We start from the raw sequence: 19,509 nt of genomic DNA, 5'->3' as shown, positions 1-19,509 counted from the left end.
AAACGCCATCGTAACCAACTCTGGCAGTCTGATATCAAGTATGACCCTTACTTGCCGATTGGTCCAAATGGAATGAAGAAACAAGTGTATCTTGTCGCTTTTATCGATGACGCCACCAGGTATGTGCTTCATGCAGCTTTCTACCCTACCTTGGATTCAAGAATCATTGAGGATGCCTTTCGGCAGGCCATCCAAAAATACGGTGTTCCAGAGGCGGTTTATTTTGATAATGGGAAGCAATATCGAACCAAATGGATGTCCCGTACCTGCTCAAAAATAGGCACTCGCCTTACTTACACAAGACCATACTCAGCAGAATCGAAAGGCAAAATTGAAAGGTTTAATAGAGTTATAGATTCATTCATCAGTGAAGCAGTCATCGAAAAACCCAATACCCTTGATCGCCTGAATGAACTATTCCAAGTATGGCTGACAGAGTGTTATCAGAATAAGTCTCATTCTGCCCTTGAGGAGAAAATCAGCCCGGAAACGGCATTTCGTTCAGATAAAAAAGCAATTCGGTTCATCGATCCCGATACATTGAGCCATGCATTTCTACATTCCGACACAAGGAAAGTTGATAAATCGGGATGCATCAGTTTCATGGATCAAAAATATGAAGTGGGCTTGGCATTCATTGGACGTCAGGTTGATGTTGTCTATGACCCCGCAAATATCGAAGAACTTACCATTGAATTCGAAGATTATACTCCTTGGAAAGCCAAAAAGCTTGTCATAGGAGAACGGGCCGGGAAACGCCCAGCGTTACCTGAGCACCTGCAGGTGCAGGGGGTTGACTCTTCAAGATTATTAAAGGCAGCTGAACGAAAGAATCAGGAACGCCAAATCGAGCAGAAGCCAGCCGTAACCTTCCGTGCTGTTTGGAAGGAGGACGATTCCCGTGTTTGAAGCTTTCTATGAAATGGATCATACACCTTTCGCCAGAGATCTTCCGACTGACCAATTGTATGATTCCTCCATGATGCAAGAAATCCTTGGAAGACTGAAGTATACAGCTGAAAGACAGCTTTTTGCCGTTCTGAGTGGGGATAGCGGTACTGGAAAGACAACGACAATTCGTAAGTTTGTAGACAAATTGGATAAAGGGAAATTCCATGTCCTTTATCTGTCCGACTCTAAGTTGACTCCTCGCCATTTTTACAAAGGGCTTTTGGAACAATTAGGGTCTGAAGCAAAGTTTTATCGCGGGGATGCGAAAAGACAACTTCACCGTGAGATTGAATTAATGAAAGGCATACGAGGATTACAGCCTGTAGTTGTAGTGGATGAAGCTCATTTATTGGACCGGGAAATGCTTGAAGAAGTTCGTTTCCTACTGAACTTTAAAATGGATTCACAAAGTCCAATGGCGCTTATTCTGGTCGGCCAGAGTGAATTATGGGATCGCCTGCGGCTACAGTCATACGCAGCGATACGCCAAAGGATTGATATCCAATTCCAGTTGGGGCACCTCGACAAGGCGCAGCTTGGAGAATATGTATCCAAGCACCTTCAGTATGCAGGAGTTGATCAGCCCATATTCTCTGATGGCGCGATTGATGAAATCCACCGGTACTCTGGTGGAGCCGCAAGGCTCATAAATAAATTGTGTACACATAGTCTTCTATTTGGCTCGCAAAATGGCCGGAGAATCATTGATGACCACATGATCAAACAAGTCATCCAAGGGGAACTTTCATGACAAGCCGCTGGAAAGAAACGAACTACCGTGAAGTTGGATTATTGGGTTGTGTTTTGGGGAGACAGTTCGGGTACAAAGTGTGCGATGTGGTGAATGGTTTGACCTTCATCTAGGGAATGGAAGAACTCTTTCCGGCCGCATGGAGTTGTAGAAGGATGGTATACACGTAAGGTTCTATCTCAAGAAAAATGAGACGTATCAAGTAGATTTCTAAAATCGGTGGGGAAGCAAAAGACTGCTTCCCTTTCATTTTGGACAGTAAATCCGTCAGTTTTAGGACAAATAATAACGTCAATTTCCTGACAATGCAGTACGTCATTAATAATGTTTTTTTATGTGGTTTACGTATTTTACCCACGTGGAGTACAGTAAAAATATTTTCCCTTCATTCATTAGAGCGAGATTCCTATAGAAAACAAGAAAACTATCTAGCAAAATGGATTTGCTAGGGTGAAAATTAATTTAAAATGAAGGAGGAAATCTCCATTCGTGTGAATTGAGTAGACAGAAGGGGGAATGAGTAATGGAATACCAATTTAATGAAAAATTGCATCCTCAACAATCAGGTTTAGTCATAGATTTTATGGATTCCTTAGAAAAAGATGATATTAATCTTTTTTGGAGCACTTTATCTAGAGAAGATAAGGCCTATATAGAAGGGACCTTTAATGCACTCCAGGATTCTAGAGAGCAGATTACGTTTTATGAATGGAAAAACGAAAGCTTCAGAAGGGCTAAAGAAGTATTTGTGAATTACATTTCTAATTATGGTGTTTCAACTACTGTACGGCATTACAACAAAATACTTGCAGATATATATTTACCTCATGGTGTTGAAGTACCTATAAAATACATTGCGGAATCTGAAGTAAGAGTTATGAAATTACCAATCACACTCGAAGTTAATCAGGCAGAAGATGGCCAGATTTTAGTTGAATGGAAAGTTTATTTCTATGCCAATAAAAATTTATAACATTGACTAGCATCCATTTATTTAGATGCTTTTATTTTTGAGCAAAGAAGGTGAGTGTATGAGAGTTGGTGATTACAGCTTCTCCATTTTATTGTTATTACAAAAATTTGTAAACAAAAATCAATATTTGTTCCACCACAATTAAAATTGTGTATGTACTTAAATTACGTATCATAAGAAAGAAACCAACTATTAGTAAGCTGGTTTCCTTTCTAACTAATATCAGGATTGATTAATTGATTCCTACTGCAGTGAAAGCATTTGTCACGGCAGTTTTTTCTGCACTGCTTGATCCATAAAGGTCAGCAGCCGATTGAATGGCTGCAGCTTTTGCTTGTGAGAACGTGGCAGATGAAGTCAGATAAACCGTGTTGGCGCGATAGAAAATAGCTCCTAATTTATCAATGCCGACTCCCGAAACGGTGACACCATGGAACGTGCCGCCAGCTGAAAGAAGGTAGGCTGCTTTATTGATAATTCCGCTGTTTGTATGAACGCCGCCATTATCCGCTGTGCCTGTATATCGGTTTGGATAATAATCAGGATCGCCGTAAGCAGCCGGATTGGACATCGAACGAAGGGCATCCCCTGATACGCCAGGTGTATAGACATCCTCCCCAATTAGATAATCCGCTTTGGACGCCTGATATTTAAATTCCACGACTGTTCCGAAGATATCGGAAATCGCTTCATTCAATGCTCCTGATTCTCCCTGATAAACCAGATTGGATTCAGATGAAGTCACAGCATGCGTCAATTCATGGGCCACAACATCCAATCCGCCTGATAGAGGGATGAATGTATAGCCATCTCCATCTCCGTATACCATTTGTGAGCCGTTCCAGAATGCATTATTATAGTTGCTTCCATAATGAACGGTTGATTTTAAAGCTGAACCGTAGCCATCATAAGAGTTCCTATTGAAAGTAGATTTATAATAATCATAAGTTTTGCCTGCATAATAGTGGGCATCTACCGCAGGAGCATCATTGGTCGCACTGAATACGTTGTCCGCATCCGACCAAAGCGTTCCCGGTAAGCTTGATGAGTTGTACGTATTGTAGGTGAAAATACCATTGCCTCTCGTGTTATCCTGTAAATAGTATTTTCCGCTGGATAGAGTCGTATTAAGTGAGACCGTGTTTTTAAGAACCCCTGTACCGGTTCCGACAGAGTTTGTACCGGAGACTTCATCCAGTGTATTATATTTATTTAAGATTTCCCCTGTTTTTGCAGATACGAAATAATAGTAGTTTCCTGGTTTCGGATCCAAAAAGTTTAAATTCACCTTATAGGCGAAATCCGCATCGTTATTCGTCGTAAACACGACCAACTCAGGACTTGGAGACTGCTCATATTTAGGAGTGAAACCTAGGTCGCTTTCAGCAATTTTGACCGCTTGTGAGGCCTTAATGCCTTTTTTGTCTTTTTTCTCAAGCTTTGTGTCAAGATCAGATACCACTGTACCCGACACTACATTCAATACACCATCATCTTTAAGGACAGCCGCCTGTGTGGAGCCAAAAACAGGGACGCCTTCAAAGGTCTGCTGAAGCTTCAGTACCGTATTTCCAAGCTCGTCCTTGCTCTTTTTGAGTACTTTGAAAGAATCCTTAGCGTGTTTGCTGCCAAGTTTATAAGATTGTTTATTTTTGTCTAGGAAGTTATATAAAATCGTTTCAGGTGCTTCGCTTGAGGGAGCGGTCAGATTTCCTGACTTGAATTCAGCAGAATCTTTTTCTTTATTGAACTTCTCTGTGCTTAATACATTTTTAGAAGCAGCGAATGCCTCAGAGTGCGGAAGAACTGAAACCATTAATCCAAGAGATAATACAGTGCCTGCAACGATTTTACCTTTCAAATAACCCAACTCCTTTTTTGTAATACACTCAATGTAATATAAAACTATTAATTATGAAAATTAAAAAAACATCAATTTTTGCAAGTTTTATTAAATTAATTGCAAGTTTTATTAAACTTTAATAGTTTTATTGGCTATAAATATTCTTTTAGTTATATTTTTAAACTAATGTATTAATAATAGTGGGGACAATTCATATAGATAAAATTAAAAAAATAAATAACCGATTTCTATTAACGGAAATCGGTTACGCTTCTATTCTATGGTTTATAAAGGAGAGGATATTAAAAATCAAAATACAGAATGATATTTTTAAAAGATCTTAAAACGAATAATTATTGAGCATTAATTGAGCAGCTTTTTGATAATAAAAACTTCCTTTTTCATGTAAACCCTGAGTCGAGTAAATCGTTGCTTGAACCACATAACATTTAGACAATAATTGTGAGTCCGTGTGGTTTTTCAAAATCGAAATGGCTTTTTCTATATACTCTTCAGCCTTTGAAAACATATGTTGTTTTATTTCAATCTGAGTCAAGGAAAGAAGCAGTTTGGCTATGAATAACTCATTTTTGCAATCTTTCAAGCCTTGACTGGCCATTCGCTTAGCCTCGTTGAATCTTTCGAACTTCAAGTAGGTCAACGTCAATTCATAGTAGTTGTTAACGATATACCATTCTTTACCGAGATCAATAGAATGATCTAGACTTCTCTCTAAATATTGAATAGACCTGGAAAAATCATTTGAGTCTCTATAAAGAATTCCCAAGTTTGTTTGACAGCCAATTATTTCTACGGAATTTTCATCTTTGTTAAGATGGCTTAGTGCAAGGCTGTTCGTTTTTATTCCTTCTTCTATCTGTCCAAGATACAGCTGCGAAACTCCCTTAAGCATCAAGAATGATCCAAGTGAATAACTGAAATTCTGTTCATCCATTATACTGAGAGCCTCGTCGATAATAGTGAGTCCCTTTTCATACTGGCCGATCCTGGAATAGCTTAACCCAAGGTTATAAAGCAATTTTATATGAAGGAGCGGATCGTACTTATCATAAATATTCGATTTGATTAAGGCGGTAGCATATAAGGCATTTTCTATACACATATGGTAATTGTTCATCAGGAGATAATTTAGGGATAATGCATAATAGATCTCGATATGCTTGCTGATTTCAAAAGGTGTTATATAGGATAACGATTCTTTATATAACAGTACGGCTTCTTCCATATTCATATGACTCTTAATATCAGCCATTAGCTTTAAAGCTTCACCTTTAACGGTATAGTCATCCAAATTGCCCATTAAATCTTGCAGGATAACCTCAGCTTCTTCAACTTTATTGCTGTTATAGAGAGCCATACACATTTTTACCAGTTTTTCTGCTTCAATGGGGTTCAACTTCTCCTGTTCATGATTCTCCCCGAGAATTTCTCCTAAGCTTACTCCTAGTTTACTCGCAATGAAATCTAAAGTTTTTATTGATGGCGTAGTTTGATTTCTTTCAATTAGACTAATCATTCCTCTACTGAGATGCGGCCCTGCTAAGTCATCCTGGGTTAGGCCAAGTGACTTTCTTCTTTCTTTAATCCGTTCTCCAAATTCCGCAATCATGTAAAATCACCTATTTCTAAATTTTTTTGTTGGTTTAAACTAAAACTTTACTACTATAAACTGGTTGACTTTGCCATTTTATATATAATATATTAACATTGTTAGTTAAATTTACCATAAGGAGAGTTTAAAATGAAGAAGATAAAAATCTTTGTATTGTCTATATTAGTTGTTGCAGGGGGCTCCCTCATTCTGCCTCATTTACAAAGTTATAATCATTCCAGTATAGGGACAGTAGCCAGTCATACAGATTTAGCTTCTGCAACCGTCCCAAATCTTGATCCTGTATGGCCCACAGTAAAATAATACTACTTAACTATTTAAACTGAGTTAACATTTTTGTTAACTCAGTTTTTTGTTGGAATCTAATTCGTTGGTCTCGCTTCCAAACAAGGGGAGTTGGCATTTTGATTATCGTCTTGTAATGGATTTTAGGAAAAAATTATATTTTAGTCAATGTACGATTTGTGAAATATTTGAAATTTTGTTCATATTTGAAAATAATGTTTGACTTGGTAAATAATTGTATTATATATTAACTTTGTTAATTTTATTAACGTTAGGAGGGTTGGGATAGACGAAATCCATCAAGGTATTTCAAATGCTAATCAGTACTGCTGACAAAATGATTTGATGTTAGAGCCAATCATATATGAAGGAGACTCGCATGGAACATTGTCATTCTATATTCGATAGTCTAGAAATAGTCAATCTGGAAAATGTCGCGTTACATGAAAAAATCGATGATAACCGATTGAGGAGAATAGCCAATGAAATCAGTCAGCATCAAATACTGAAAAATCCTCCTCTTGCAATGAAAATTTCAAAAGATAAGCACTTAATTTTAGATGGTGCCCATAGAATAAGTGCCTTAAAGGAACTTGGATACAAGAAAGCTATCATTCAAGAACCTAAATTTAATCTCTTTAATGAATTAAAAATTGAGGCATGGGGCCATGTAGTACAATCTGAAAAATTGATCAATCAATTAGAGGCATCCAGTGAATTTTCATTGGAGAGTAATAGCGGACAAAAAATAGCACAAATTGAAATGCTTGGCGAAAAAGTAATTGAGGTTTATACACTGCCTTTTGAACATGAATTAGAAGCTAAAATTGTAAAAACGAATAAATTAAATGAGTTCTATACATCTAATACACTAGGAGAAATTAAGAGAGTGGCTCCAGGTCATGCAGAAGAGATTAAAGCAGGAGAGGCATTTATTAAGTATGAAGCATTTGATTACCATGACCTTATTGAGATAGGGAAAAACAACTTGATTTTGCCTGCAGGCATCACACGGGTTGTCATGCCTGGCCGTTTACTTAATATCAATATACCGCTGGAGATATTGAATCAGCCATCATTTGAAACTAATCAGCTAGAATACATGGTGAATATCTGGAATCAGTCGATTAGATATTACGAAGATCCTGTTTTTATTGTCAATTTATAAAAAGGAGAATGAAGGATGGCTCTTGTAACAGATTTAGTTGGCAATACACCCTATATTACCTTACAGCGATTAACTCAAAGCATGAATTCGAACATACATGTAAAAATCGAAAGAGGGAATCCAGCAGGAAGCATTAAGGACCGCCCAGCTCTATATCTCATAGAACAAGCAGAAAAAGAAGGTTTAATTAAACCAGGAGACACCATCATTGAATCATCGTCGGGGAATTTCGGGATATCTTTGGCTATGATTGGGGCATCCAAAGGCTATAAGGTCATTATTCTGGTCGATCCAAAGACAACGCAAGCAAACCTGTCCATGCTGAAAGCATTTGGGGCAGAAATTATTGTCGTAACCGAACAAGATGACAGCGGTTCCTATCATAAAAACCGGATTAAACTTGCGAACGAACTCCATAGGAAAATCGAGAATTCCTTCAGGCCAGATCAGTGTTTTAACCCCAATAATGCTGATGCACATTACTATAAAACGGGACCAGAAATCGCTAAGCAATTCCCGCAAGGACTCGATGCCATAGTCATCGCTGTTTCAACAGGGGGACAAACCGGAGGAATTTCAAGATTTTTTAAAGAGAATTATCAGAATACTAAAATAATTGCTGTCGATGCTGTAGGCTCATCCATTTTCAGCGGCCAAGAGCATAGTTACCTGCTGCCAGGTATGGGGTTAAGCTGGACACCTACGAATATAGAAGATATCCACTTAATTGATGAAATTTACAAAGTCCCGGATGAATCAGCGTTTATGGCCTGCAGAACACTTGCAAAGCAAGAAGGCGTTTTGGTTGGGGGCAGTACGGGAGCCTCACTCATGGCAGCCATGAAAATTGCCCAATCAGGAGAGTACGAAAATATCTTATGTATAGCTTCAGATAGTGGAGAAAGATATTTAGATACGATTTATAATGATGCCTGGATGGAAACAAAGATGTTTAACTGTGATGCGACTGTACATAGTTTATTGGAGAAAGTTGGGGATTTATCTATTTATTCGAACCAGCCTGCCCAAGTTTCAAATTATAAACCCGAACTTATTGATATTTTAGGAAGTCCCAGCAAGAACATCATTCAGAAGCGAAAATCTATCGCCGTGTATTAAGGTCCGAAATTGAAAAAGAAAAAGTTAGAGGAGGAATATATAGTGATGAACAGCATAAAAGAAAACTTTGTTTTAATCCTGGCAAATGAAGAGGACCATCTGGATCATACAGCCCTTAGTAAACAATTAAATAAGCTTGAAATGGATAGTTTAGTAGTGGACCCCCGGGATATCATCACTATGTTTGACCAATCAGGCACACGTTTTTATTTGGATAAGATAGAGCTAAAGCCCTCAGCAGTCCTGGGCTGGGTTTTCGAAGACATATTACAGATAGGCATGAATTTACTGTATGCCTTTGAAAGATCGGGTATTCCGGTTGTAAATAAAGCGGATACACTTTTCTGCGGACAAAATAAATATTTGAATTCAGAAGCCCTTCACAGAAATAATGTTCCTCATTTTCCAGTCATAAGCGGGTTTTCCGAAAAGTATGTAAATAACTGGACAGATCAGCTTGAATTTCCACTTGTGCACAAACAAATTGTCAGTGCCGGGGGTCAATCCGTAATGAAAGTAGAAAAACCGGAGTTATTGACCGATCTAGCCAGAACATTTGCCCGGTATAATGAAAGCTTTTATGCTCAGCCTTATTTTGAAAAACCAAACAGGGATATTCGGGTAATATGTATTGATTATAAAGCTACTACAGCCTTTTATAAATATACACCTGAAGGAGAATGGGTGACCAATGTTGCTAGAGGAGGCAAGCCTATTATCATAGATGAGATTGAGAAGGACCTTGCAAGTATAGCGGAAAGAGCAGCAAAAGCATTAGGCGCTCAAATCGCCGGTGTAGATTTGTTGGAAGACCCTGAAACAGGCTACAGAGTTTTAGAGGTAAATACTTGCCCGAATTTTTCTCTGCCAGGATTCATGGAGGATGCCCCAGATACCAACGAATTTGAAATCGCTAAAATGCTGGTTAAACTATCCAAGGAATTAGTTCAATGAGTTTGATTTAGGAAGATATTAATTAATTAATTAATTAATTGGAAATAGTTTGTAACGGGAAAGAAGAATCTTCACTGGTTCTCTTTCTTTATTTAATTATTAATAAGTCGGTTCATGATATTAGACCAGAAACAGTTTGACAAATAGCTATGACATGAGGTGTTTCATTTTGTTTACATTAATCATCAATTCATATGACAAGAACCTGGATTTGAAAGAGATTGCGCCGGAGAATCTTCATGAAATGATCGTGCTTACCACACCCAAATTAAACAATTCTCATATGTTTAAATATTATGAGGAAATTCCGGATATGAGTGAAAATGAGTATTTGGAAAGCAGAGTTTTAGAGCTGCATAAGATTTATAACATTCATACAATCATCGCACATGATGAATATGACTTAATAAGAGTGGGAAGAATTCGTGATCGATTAGGCATTGCAGGTCAAAGTGAGAAGAGCGGAGTATCCTTTCGAAATAAAGTCATAATGAAGGAATACGCTAAAAATTCTGTAGCCACTCCAAATTATAGACAAATACAATCTATTTTTGATGTGTATGATTTTGCTGACGAGCATGGATATCCGCTCATCATAAAACCTATTGACCAAGGTGCTTCCAGGGGTCTTACCATCATCCATAATGATGAGGACATAAAAGAGTATTCAAAAAAGTCCCAGCAATATTCAATGGAAGTGGAAACATTTATAGATGGAGATATGTATCATATCGACTCTTTATTTATAAATGGAAATGAAGTCCTTACAAGTGTATCTAAATACTGGAATGGCTGTATAGCCTTTACTAATAACAGCAGCTTGGGGAGTTATCAGCTCCATTCGGAGAGTAAGGAAGCAATCGAAGTAAAAGAATTCCTAAAGCAGCTGCTGCTGTCATTCGAATGCCCTGAAAATGCAGTTTATCACTGCGAAGTATTCCGGGACAGAGAGGGAAAGCTAGTTTTTTGTGAAATAGCAAGCCGTTATGGAGGTGGCTATATCCTTCAGGCGGTCCAGGAGACGTATGGGATAAACTTAAAGAACGCATGGTTCAGGGGTCAAATGGGTCTAGAACAAAAGGATGTGCCTAGAGAAGAACAAAAGCTTCATGGATTTTTACTTATTCCGCCAATCAAAGGGAAATTGACAGGGATTCCGGAAAGCATCCCTTTTGACTGGGTGAAGGTTTATCAGAAAAGTGAGGTTGGTACGGATTTTAATTCACCTGCAAGGAGTATCGACAAAGTGGCTGGTTTGATGATAGAAGGTGAAAGTTCAGATATCCTTGTTGAACGATTGAATCGCTTAGATGCGTGGTTTAGAAGCCAGTTATCATGGTCAAATGAAGGTGAAGCAGCACATTGAAAACCATCATGAAAACCTTCAAAAATATGACTCCTTTATCTAAGGCTGCAATCGTGGGAATCTTAATCAGCAGTTTAGGCACATTCATGTTCATGCCCTATGTATCGATTTATATTTCTGATTTAGGTTTTAGGGCGTCTTTTATCGGAGTTGTTTTATTGATGTTTTCCATTAGCCAGCAGGGATTCACATTTTTCGGCGGATATTTAAGCGATAAATTAGGGACAAAGTATATTTGCCTGACTGGTTTATCAATTCGTATTGTCGGATACATAATGTTTCTATTTTCTTTAAATAAGGCTCTTATCATACTGTCTGCAATACTGGTTGGTTTGGGTGGGGCACTCATAACTCCTTCCTTAAAAGTGACAATGTCGATAGGGAATGAGGCAATCATTTCATCTGTTTTTGCACTCAGAAATACAGTGATTAATTTTGGTGCCGCTATTGGGCCCATTTTAGGCGGAGTTTTATATGTATACTCCATACATGCCATCTTCCTTTCAGCAGCATTATTACATGTAATGGTATTTATCTTAATCTCAAGGAAAAAACAGATAATCATGGAGGTTGAAGAAAATGAAAATCTTCCATCGACGAGTATGTGGGCCATTTTCAGGGATAAGAGAATTCTTTATTTAACTTTTGCTGTTAGTTTCTTTTACTTTCTATATGTCCAATTCAATTTAAGCGTACCCATATACATTAAAGATTACTATCATAGACCAGAGCTGACAGGGACGCTGTTTACCTTCAATGGAATATTGATAATAGTTCTGCAGTATCCAGTTATGGTCTTTTTTCAAAAAAGATTTCACGAACATACTGTTTTAGTTTTAGGAATGTTTTTTTTGGCTTGTGCCTTTATAAGTTTGGTTCTCTCCGATACCGTAATGATTTTATTTCTATTTACCTTTTTGCTGACATTGGGCGAAATCTTACTCCCGCCCACCCTGGACAATATGGCAACTAAACTAGCACCGAAAAAATTAATGGGAAGCTATCTGGGGTTTATGACATTTAGTTTTATGATTGGTGGAGGGCTAGGTAGTTTAATAGGCGGTTACGGTTATGAATGGGGGTCAAATCATAATATCCACGTATTATGGATGTTATATTGTTTAGTCGGATTAGCGGGTGTCGGCCTTATTTGGCCTATAAAGAAATTTTTAAAAGAGTCTGCCCAAGAGATTATCAAGGAGGATGTAGTATGAGAACGGCATTATTAATTAGCCCAAGACCAAATGTAATTGAAGATGCGCGCCGTGCTGGCTATAAGGAGATTTTTGTCTATATTAAAAAGAACCAAATTAATAATGATATCTTTAACCTGGCAGATAAAGTGTTTGTGTTTGACTGGGATCATTATTACGAGGCCTTACAATACGCTAAAATGCTTCATCATGTCTATCCTATTTATAAAATTTATGGTTTTGGTGAATATTCTGTGCAGCTGGCAGCTTATCTAAGCGAATCTTTAGGCTTGCAAGGGATTTCTGTCAAATCCGTTCAGTTAGCTACGGATAAACATCTTATGAGGGATGTACTAAACAAAATAGACAATCAATATGTGTTCAATGAAGTGATAAAAACGAAAAATGACCTTCTGAAAGTAAAAGGGAAAATCCCTTACCCATACATTCTAAAACCAATATCGGGAGCGGGAAGCATGAATGTATGCAAGGTATCCTCCGATGAAGATTTTAGAAATTTTGAAGGTGAATTCAAGGAAAGTAGTGGAATCATTTATATATGTGAAGAATTTCTACAAGGTAAGGAAATTAGTGTAGAGGCCATTAGTTATAATGGGGAGCATAAAATAATAGGCGTCACTGAAAAATATACAACCGGCAGTCCTCATTTTATCGAAACCGGTCACATATTTCCATATAGTCTAGAAGAAGTCCAACAAAAGCAAATTAGTGATTCCGTGATAACCATACTTAATAGTATCGGGCATAATACGGGGTTAACACATACAGAGTTAATCTTGACAGATTTTGGCCCAAAGGTCGTTGAAACTCATGTAAGGCCCGGCGGTGATGGAATTACAGATTTAGTCTTTCATAGTAGTGGAATCAGCATGTTTTATGCCCTATTTATGTACGATTTATATGAGATTGAAGTGTTCCCAGTACATCCAGCGCATGTCACCTCGAATCAATTCTTTTTCTTTGAAGAGGGTATCGTATCAAAGGTAGAGGGGGTTGAACATATAAGAGAAAATCCACATGTTATAGATATTAACCTATCCTTTAAAGAGGGAGACTCTCTTAAAACTCCTACAGATTCCACTAATAGGCATGGAAATGTGATATTGATTGGCGATGATTTAGAAGAAATCAACATGCTGGTAGATCATATTCATAAAACGATCCGTGTCATAGTCGATTAGGGCGATTTTGAGAAATCCAAAATGTAAAAAGAAACATACTAACCGCTACCATCTTTGGCGGCTTTTTCTTATTGCTATTAGCAGTCCTTTTTTTTCGACAGTAGGTAATTATTGAGTATTGTCGAATCTCTAAAGTATGAGAGGAGATAGCATATGAATTTTGATACAAAACATTTGGTAAGATGGGGTATTCCAGAATGGTTGATGGATATGGTTTTGTTGCCGTATGTATCTAATGCTTCAGATCTCCTTGCAATTGGTGCAGTTTTAACTGTATTAGGGGTTCCATTGGGTTATTTGTTAATTGCGTACTACAATACTGCTCAATCAGTGGAAGAAGGTTTTCCGTTGTAACTCCTTAAATAGAGGATAATTAACAAAAAAATAGAATTAATATAGCTGTATGAATAAGCGACTGGAGGTACTGTAAATTTGTTTCTTACATATAACCGAAATCATAATTTTTCTCCTATATTAGAGCACGTTAATGCCACCTTTAACCAAGTTATTTGTTCAGGAGCTTCTGTTTTTGTTATTCATAATGACTCCATTGTTTTAGAAGAATATATCGGAAAACAATCTAACAAAAGCGAAGCAAGAATAGTGAAGGAGGATACTCAATTTCACGTAGCTTCCGTAAGAAAGAGTTATATTGGTTTTGCTGTCGCCTATGCTGTATTTTACGGTTACATTGACAGTATAGATGACCCAGTGTTGAAATACCTTCCGGAATTAGAAGTTAGCATATGGCAGGACACAACAATCAGACATTTATTAACTCATACGCACGGTTTACATCAAAAGGAGCAAACTGTCTTTCGCGAATATCCCGCAGGGCAGAACTGGACATACCGGCAGGTTGGCATAGATGCTTTGACTCAAATTATAAAGAGGGCAACGAAAAAAACAGTATCAGATATTATTCACGATCTGGTATTTACGCCTTTAAGTTTTTCTGAATCCGATTGGTATGCAGACAGGCACGAAAACCTTATGGATGTAATCCTTCGATATGAGGGAGATACACAGTGGAAAACAAGTGAAAGCACAGCAGGCGACAAGATGAATATGTATGTGTCTACACGTGAATTAGCCTTTTGGGGCTATTTACATCTCAAACAAGGAAACATAGGCGGAAAACAAATTGTTCCAAAAGAGATTATACAATTGGCTACATCGGTACACAGCCCAACAGCTATAGATCAAGATTTACCGCAAAATGGTTTCTTATGGTTTGTAAAAGACTTACCTGCTAAGAAATCAGAGATAGGTACAGGAGTTCCAAAAGGTTCATACCAGATACTAGGTTATACAGGTGTTACTTTGTTGGTAATCCCACAAGAAAACTTGGTGGCAGTCCGTATGTTTAATAGCTTTGGTTCACCTGAAGGATATGATTATCTAACTGATGTTAGGTCTTTTGGAGATACTCTAATGAGTTGTTTGAAAATACAATCCTTTAATGTTTGATAATTTCACATCGATTTAGGTGCATAGTTGACGATTAAAGCTGTTATTAGGCAGCTTTTCTTGTGTAACTAAACCAGCTAATAGTTTGTCAATATTTTTCAATAAAAACTTAAAATATCTCATGCTATATTAAAACTGTGCATGGCAAATAACCTTCCCTTATTATAGATTTGGAAGTTTTTGTGTTATTTAGTTAGACATAGCTTCTAAGCTATGTCTTGGAAAGCAGTTTTTCTTTTTAGTAAGGCATATATCCAATGTAATGCTCTTTGTATTGAAGAATGATATTGATATACATACCTAGACATAAAATATGACTCTGATAAACGGTCTTTTCAAACGGATTTCGATTTGCTGCAACCTTGAGCTGAGTAGCTTTTTCTTTAGCCCATCGATAGGAACGACTTTTACATAACTCAGCGATTTTGTCGGAAAATATTTCTTCACTTGCCTCTAAAATATCTTCAGATGAGGGAAACTCTGAAAGAGTTAATAGTGATACTACCGAATATAAGTCACCAAAAACACCTCTGTATTCAGGGAAGACCTGTTCCAGGATCGCTTGGAATTGTAGCTTTGTTTGAATCAGTACACCAGTAATATTTTCGTGCTGTCTTGTAAGATACCGAAGGTTTAATAGCTGCACACCACGCTTCTTATACGGCTCTAAATCCTCCTTATAAAACAGCTCGCAGAGATGGTAAGCATCTATCTCATCTGTTTTTACTTTCTGAAGACTTGAACTTTTAGCCTTATAAGAAATCAATGGATTAACGGTATGGTTTGCCTTTGTCTAAAAATGCCTGAACTTGACTTTCTCCTTTTGAAACATCCAGACCAATGACCGGATTCATTCTAAAATTTCCTCCTAAACTAGTTATTTGCCAGTAACCCCTAATGCTCCATGCAGTATCACAGCTTCGCTTGTTATACGAGATTAAGTCCCAACCAGCCTCAATCTTTTTTTACAAATAGGGGACAACCCGTTTAGCTGACGGGGCCAAAGCCCCACGGGCAGTTACGTTCTACCCTGGATACTGATATCATAAGACCAAAATAAATAAGGTCAACCAGAAATATTTAGCATTCTGGTTAACCTTATAATACGAAAGGGCAGCATTCCTGTAATGAAGAAATATGAGGTTTGAACATAAAAAAGCCCCTTGGTATGATATGAGTGTCCAAAGCTTGCAGGCAAAAAGGACAACAATCACAAATACCAGGAGGTTATTTAAATGAATTATAACCAAAATGAAAAGATTGCTCAAATTACTTCTCAGACATTAATTATAGGTGTTGATATTGCTAAATACAAGCATGTGGCAAGAGCCCAAGACTTTAGAGGTTTAGAATTTTCAGCACCTTTATACTTTGAAAATACAGATTCTAGCTTTAACTGTTTCATAGAGTGGAAAAATAAGTTAATGGATCAAAACAAAATGGAAAAAGTGATTGTAGGAATGGAGCCGACAGGTCACTATTGGCTTAATTTAGCTCACTTCCTTAAGGGTAAAAATATCAAGTTTGTAGTTGTAAATCCTATGCATGTAAAGAAAAGTAAAGAGTTAGATGATAATTCTCCAACTAAAAATGATGTAAAGGATGCAAGAGTTATCACACAGTTGGTCAAAGACGGGAGATATGCTGAACCTAATATTCCACAAGGAGTATATGCAGAACTTCGTGTGGCTAGAAAAATACGTGATTTCCTATCGGTTGATCTTCAAGCAGTTCAAGGGCAAGTCCATAATTGGATAGACCGCTATTTTCCAGAGTTCCTTACTGTCTTTAAAGATTGGGAAGGTAAATCGGCTATACAATTATTAAAACTAAATTTATTGCCACATGAGTTAGTAGCTCTCTCTGAACAAGAGATACTAGTACATCTTCGAAAAGCTGTTAAACGTGCAGTGGGACTCAGGAAAATAAAAGAACTAAAGAAGGTTGCAGTTGTTTCAATTGGCATTCGAGAAGGTTCGGATATGGCTAAATTAGAGATTCGCACGTTAATAGACAAATATGAACTCATAATTGAAAAGTTCGAAGAACTGGAATCTAACATAGATAAACTACTTGAACAAATTCCAGGTGTTGAACAAATGTTGGCTATTAAGGGAATAGGGAAAGACACTGTTGCAGGGTTCTTTTCAGAGGTAGGAGACCTAAGTTACTATTCCCACCCAAGGCAGGTTATCAAACTAGCAGGGCTTAGTCTAAAGGAGAATACTTCTGGAAAGCACAAAGGACAAACAAAAATTACAAAGAGAGGTAGGAAGACATTAAGAGCTCTCCTCTTTCGAGTTGCAATGCCTTTGGTCGCTAAAAATACCGCATTTAAAGCATTACATGAGTATTTTACAAAGCGTCAAAATAATCCTTTGAAGAAGATGCAATCTCTAATTGCAATATGTAATAAGCTCATACGTATTCTGTTTACGATCGGTAAAAAGCAGTGTGAATTTAGTGAAGAACGCATGTTAAGGGACATTCCTCATATGGCTATATTACAGGTAGCAGCTTAATTTATTTTTTTGATTGAAATTATTAGTAGGTTGATTGTTTTAAACATTTGAAGCACGGATTAGTCAGTAAAACAACTAAAATACGGGCAAAGACCCTGTCGGGCAGCATGACTGACATCCACCTCATGGAAAGGTTGGACGAAGGAATTTTGGAGCGAAGACTCTGTGAGATATGGGAGGGTTGACCTCCATGAGAAATGTGGATATCCACCAGTGCAACCATACTTTAACTAGTTATCTACTTTTTGGATAAGTGGGTTTGGTAATGATCAGTCGCTTTTTCACTTTGTTCCCAAAATTCTCCTTTAATACACCATTATTCCAATACTCAAATGAATATTAAAACAAACTACCACGTAATTTGGAGAAAATGAGAGAAATTAAGAGATTTTCCTTTCTATATAGAGGGAGTTTAGTTGAAGGAAAAATTTTTAACTTGTTCCACAATAGGGCCATTTAACGGAATAAGATTTTAGATTGCTTAAGCTATTTTTGATAGAATGTTACTAAAATAGAAGACGTATATGGAGGAATACTATGAATCAAGCGGCTCAGGAATACTGGAATGAATATTGGAAGAATCAAAATCAACCTCAGTCTGTTAGTGCATGGCAATTTGGGGCTGATCCTGATTATCTCGCGCAATTGGTGATAGATGGAAGTAAAACTGCAACATGCTCAGGATATATTTTTTATGAACTGGAGAATGAACCACTGCCAACAATGGAGGATTACAGCATTATTTTAAACAGCGATGATAAACCTGTAGCAATTATTAAGACAGTAGAGGTTACGCTAACTCCTATGAATGAAGTCACTGAAGAGTTCGCTATTGCAGAAGGTGAAGGAGATAGGACCTATAATTATTGGTGGGAAGCTCATGAAAAGTTCTTCAGAAATGAGTTAAACGCAATCGGACGTGAATTTTCGGAAGATATGCTCCTTGTTTGTGAGCGTTTTAAAGTGGTGGATGTGAAGAATGGGTAAAGATTCATTCTTAAGCAATCGGGCGCGATTGTGGAAGAACATTAGTCTAATTCCTCGGTATAAATGCAGAGGAATTAGGCTTTTTTTATCTCTCAAAATCCTTAACATTGTAAATCTGCGGTTTTCTTGACACATCCTCCAATGGTAAATTTGTTGGCAACAAGTGGTAAACCTTGTGACAATCGGAGGTAAAAAACATGGCAGAAATGGTACATTCCTATGGCCGTAATCAACTCCTTTACTTTGAGTATTCTATGCACTAATTGCATATCAAGATGATTGAAACACTTAAACGAAGGAGAAAGGAGAGCAGAAGAATAATTTCGCATTATAAGGAATAGTATTTTCTTTATCAGTGCTTTATCTTTGCGTAAAATCTCAATTTTACGAAGATAATTCAAAGGGAATATAAAAAACTATTATTTACAAAATGATAGGGGAAGCAAAGATCGATATTTGTTCCACCGAAATTGCAAGTGTGTCTGTACTTAAATTACGTATCATAAGAAAGGAAACCAACTTTTAGTAAGCTGGTTTCCTTTCTAACTAATAACAGGATTAATTGATCCCTACTGCAGTGAAAGCATTTGTAACGGCTGTTTTTTCTGCACTGCTTGATCCATAAAGGTCAGCTGCCGATTGAATGGCTGCAGCTTTTGCTTGTGAGAACGTGGCAGATGAAGTCAGATAAACCGTGTTGGCGCGATAGAATATAGCTCCTAATTTATCAATGCAACTCCCGAAACGGTGACACCATGGAACGTGCCGCCAGCTGAAAGCAGGTAGGCTGCTTTATTGATGATTCCGCTGTTGGTATGAACGCCGCCATTATCCGCTGTGCCTGTATATCGGTTTGGATAATAATCAGGATCGCCGTAAGCAGCCGGATTGGACATCGAGCGAAGGGCATCCCCTGATACGCCTGGTGTATAAATATCCTCCCCAATCAGATAGTCCGACAGGGTTTGTGCAGGTTACCGCATCCATATCCATCAGGTTCACGACTCCCGAAATCCAAGTCATCCGTGCCTTTGATTAAAGGGAACGAGCTCAACGATGCTGGTTCCCTTTCTTTTGTGCGCCTGGCATGGG

The 19,509-nt window shown here is 37.6% G+C and carries 16 protein-coding genes and 2 pseudogenes; 14 read left to right on the top strand and 4 right to left on the bottom strand.

The genetic code is table 11. The features are described from left to right. The 3 genes from BIV59_RS17160 to BIV59_RS17150 all read left to right on the top strand — a co-directional run. Positions 1 to 909, top strand: a 909-nt coding sequence (locus BIV59_RS17160; RefSeq protein ID WP_071352678.1) for a DDE-type integrase/transposase/recombinase, incomplete at its 5' end; no start/stop codon positions are given. Then, positions 902 to 1,702, top strand: a complete 801-nt coding sequence (locus tag BIV59_RS17155; RefSeq protein WP_071352677.1) for an ExeA family protein — start codon at positions 902 to 904, stop codon at positions 1,700 to 1,702. The genes BIV59_RS17160 and BIV59_RS17155, both read left to right, overlap by 8 nt. A gap of 523 nt (positions 1,703 to 2,225) precedes the next feature. Beyond that, positions 2,226 to 2,675 carry a hypothetical protein gene (locus tag BIV59_RS17150; RefSeq protein ID WP_071352676.1) on the top strand — a complete coding sequence of 150 codons (450 nt, stop codon included), beginning with the start codon at positions 2,226 to 2,228 and terminating at the stop codon, positions 2,673 to 2,675. A 232-nt stretch (positions 2,676 to 2,907) separates the two neighbouring features. On the opposite strand, the gene BIV59_RS17145 is transcribed toward BIV59_RS17150, so the two are convergent. Continuing rightward, positions 2,908 to 4,536, bottom strand: a complete 1,629-nt coding sequence (locus BIV59_RS17145) for a M4 family metallopeptidase (RefSeq protein ID WP_071352675.1) — start codon at positions 4,534 to 4,536, stop codon at positions 2,908 to 2,910. Positions 4,537 to 4,858: 322 nt separating this feature from the next. Beyond that, a complete protein-coding gene (locus BIV59_RS17140; RefSeq protein WP_071352674.1) occupies positions 4,859 to 6,148 on the bottom strand; it encodes a helix-turn-helix domain-containing protein in 1,290 nt (429 codons plus the stop codon). Positions 6,149 to 6,280: 132 nt separating this feature from the next. On the opposite strand from BIV59_RS17140, the gene BIV59_RS23775 reads away from it, so the two are divergent. The 9 genes from BIV59_RS23775 (at position 6,281) to BIV59_RS17100 (ending at position 14,908) form a co-directional block, all read left to right on the top strand. Continuing rightward, complete coding sequence (locus BIV59_RS23775; protein ID WP_170846182.1) at positions 6,281 to 6,454, top strand: hypothetical protein; 174 nt, start codon at positions 6,281 to 6,283, stop codon at positions 6,452 to 6,454. Positions 6,455 to 6,815: 361 nt separating this feature from the next. Next, entirely contained in the window at positions 6,816 to 7,604 is a 789-nt protein-coding gene (locus BIV59_RS17135) for a ParB N-terminal domain-containing protein (RefSeq protein ID WP_071352673.1), read from the top strand. 15 nt (positions 7,605 to 7,619) lie between these two features. Continuing rightward, on the top strand, positions 7,620 to 8,723 hold the full coding sequence (locus tag BIV59_RS17130; RefSeq protein ID WP_071352672.1) for a cysteine synthase family protein: 1,104 nt from the start codon (positions 7,620 to 7,622) through the stop codon (positions 8,721 to 8,723). Between the two features lie 45 nt (positions 8,724 to 8,768). Further along, positions 8,769 to 9,677, top strand: coding sequence for an ATP-grasp domain-containing protein (locus BIV59_RS17125; protein ID WP_240501936.1), 909 nt, complete (start codon positions 8,769 to 8,771; stop codon positions 9,675 to 9,677). A gap of 169 nt (positions 9,678 to 9,846) precedes the next feature. Further along, complete coding sequence (locus BIV59_RS17120; RefSeq protein ID WP_071352670.1) at positions 9,847 to 11,043, top strand: ATP-grasp domain-containing protein; 1,197 nt, start codon at positions 9,847 to 9,849, stop codon at positions 11,041 to 11,043. Continuing rightward, complete coding sequence (locus BIV59_RS17115) at positions 11,040 to 12,257, top strand: MFS transporter (RefSeq protein WP_071352669.1); 1,218 nt, start codon at positions 11,040 to 11,042, stop codon at positions 12,255 to 12,257. Before BIV59_RS17120 ends, BIV59_RS17115 begins: the two co-directional genes overlap by 4 nt. Further along, positions 12,254 to 13,438 (top strand): ATP-grasp domain-containing protein, encoded by a 1,185-nt coding sequence (locus BIV59_RS17110; RefSeq protein ID WP_071352668.1) that lies wholly within the window; start codon positions 12,254 to 12,256, stop codon positions 13,436 to 13,438. The genes BIV59_RS17115 and BIV59_RS17110 overlap by 4 nt, the downstream gene beginning before the upstream one ends. Positions 13,439 to 13,591: 153 nt before the next feature. After that, complete coding sequence (locus BIV59_RS17105) at positions 13,592 to 13,792, top strand: BA5345 family protein (protein WP_071352667.1); 201 nt, start codon at positions 13,592 to 13,594, stop codon at positions 13,790 to 13,792. Positions 13,793 to 13,870: 78 nt separating this feature from the next. Further along, the gene (locus BIV59_RS17100; RefSeq protein WP_083392232.1) at positions 13,871 to 14,908 is read left to right on the top strand and encodes a serine hydrolase domain-containing protein; all 1,038 of its coding nucleotides are present in this window, start codon (positions 13,871 to 13,873) and stop codon (positions 14,906 to 14,908) included. 262 nt (positions 14,909 to 15,170) lie between these two features. Here the strand turns inward: BIV59_RS17100 and BIV59_RS17095 are convergent. Then, positions 15,171 to 15,762, bottom strand: a pseudogene (locus BIV59_RS17095) (IS110 family transposase); the annotation flags it as partial. A 381-nt stretch (positions 15,763 to 16,143) separates the two neighbouring features. Between BIV59_RS17095 and BIV59_RS17090 the strand changes: the two are divergent. Together BIV59_RS17090 and BIV59_RS17085 are read left to right on the top strand one after the other, a co-directional pair. Continuing rightward, on the top strand, positions 16,144 to 17,430 hold the full coding sequence (locus tag BIV59_RS17090) for an IS110 family RNA-guided transposase (RefSeq protein WP_071352666.1): 1,287 nt from the start codon (positions 16,144 to 16,146) through the stop codon (positions 17,428 to 17,430). A gap of 537 nt (positions 17,431 to 17,967) precedes the next feature. Further along, positions 17,968 to 18,417: an ASCH domain-containing protein gene (locus BIV59_RS17085; RefSeq protein WP_071352665.1), complete on the top strand. Its 450-nt coding sequence runs from the start codon at positions 17,968 to 17,970 to the stop codon at positions 18,415 to 18,417. A gap of 558 nt (positions 18,418 to 18,975) precedes the next feature. Here BIV59_RS17085 and BIV59_RS22930 read toward each other — a convergent pair. Continuing rightward, positions 18,976 to 19,373, bottom strand: a pseudogene (locus BIV59_RS22930) (peptidase M4 family protein); the annotation flags it as partial. Positions 19,374 to 19,509: the final 136 nt, after the last annotated feature.

It is taken from the genome of Bacillus sp. MUM 13, assembly GCF_001866725.1.
In the GTDB taxonomy this organism is placed as follows: Bacteria; Bacillota; Bacilli; order Bacillales; family DSM-1321; genus Peribacillus.
Note: the sequence above shows the minus strand (reverse complement) of the source record. Positions and strands in the feature narration are given on the sequence as shown.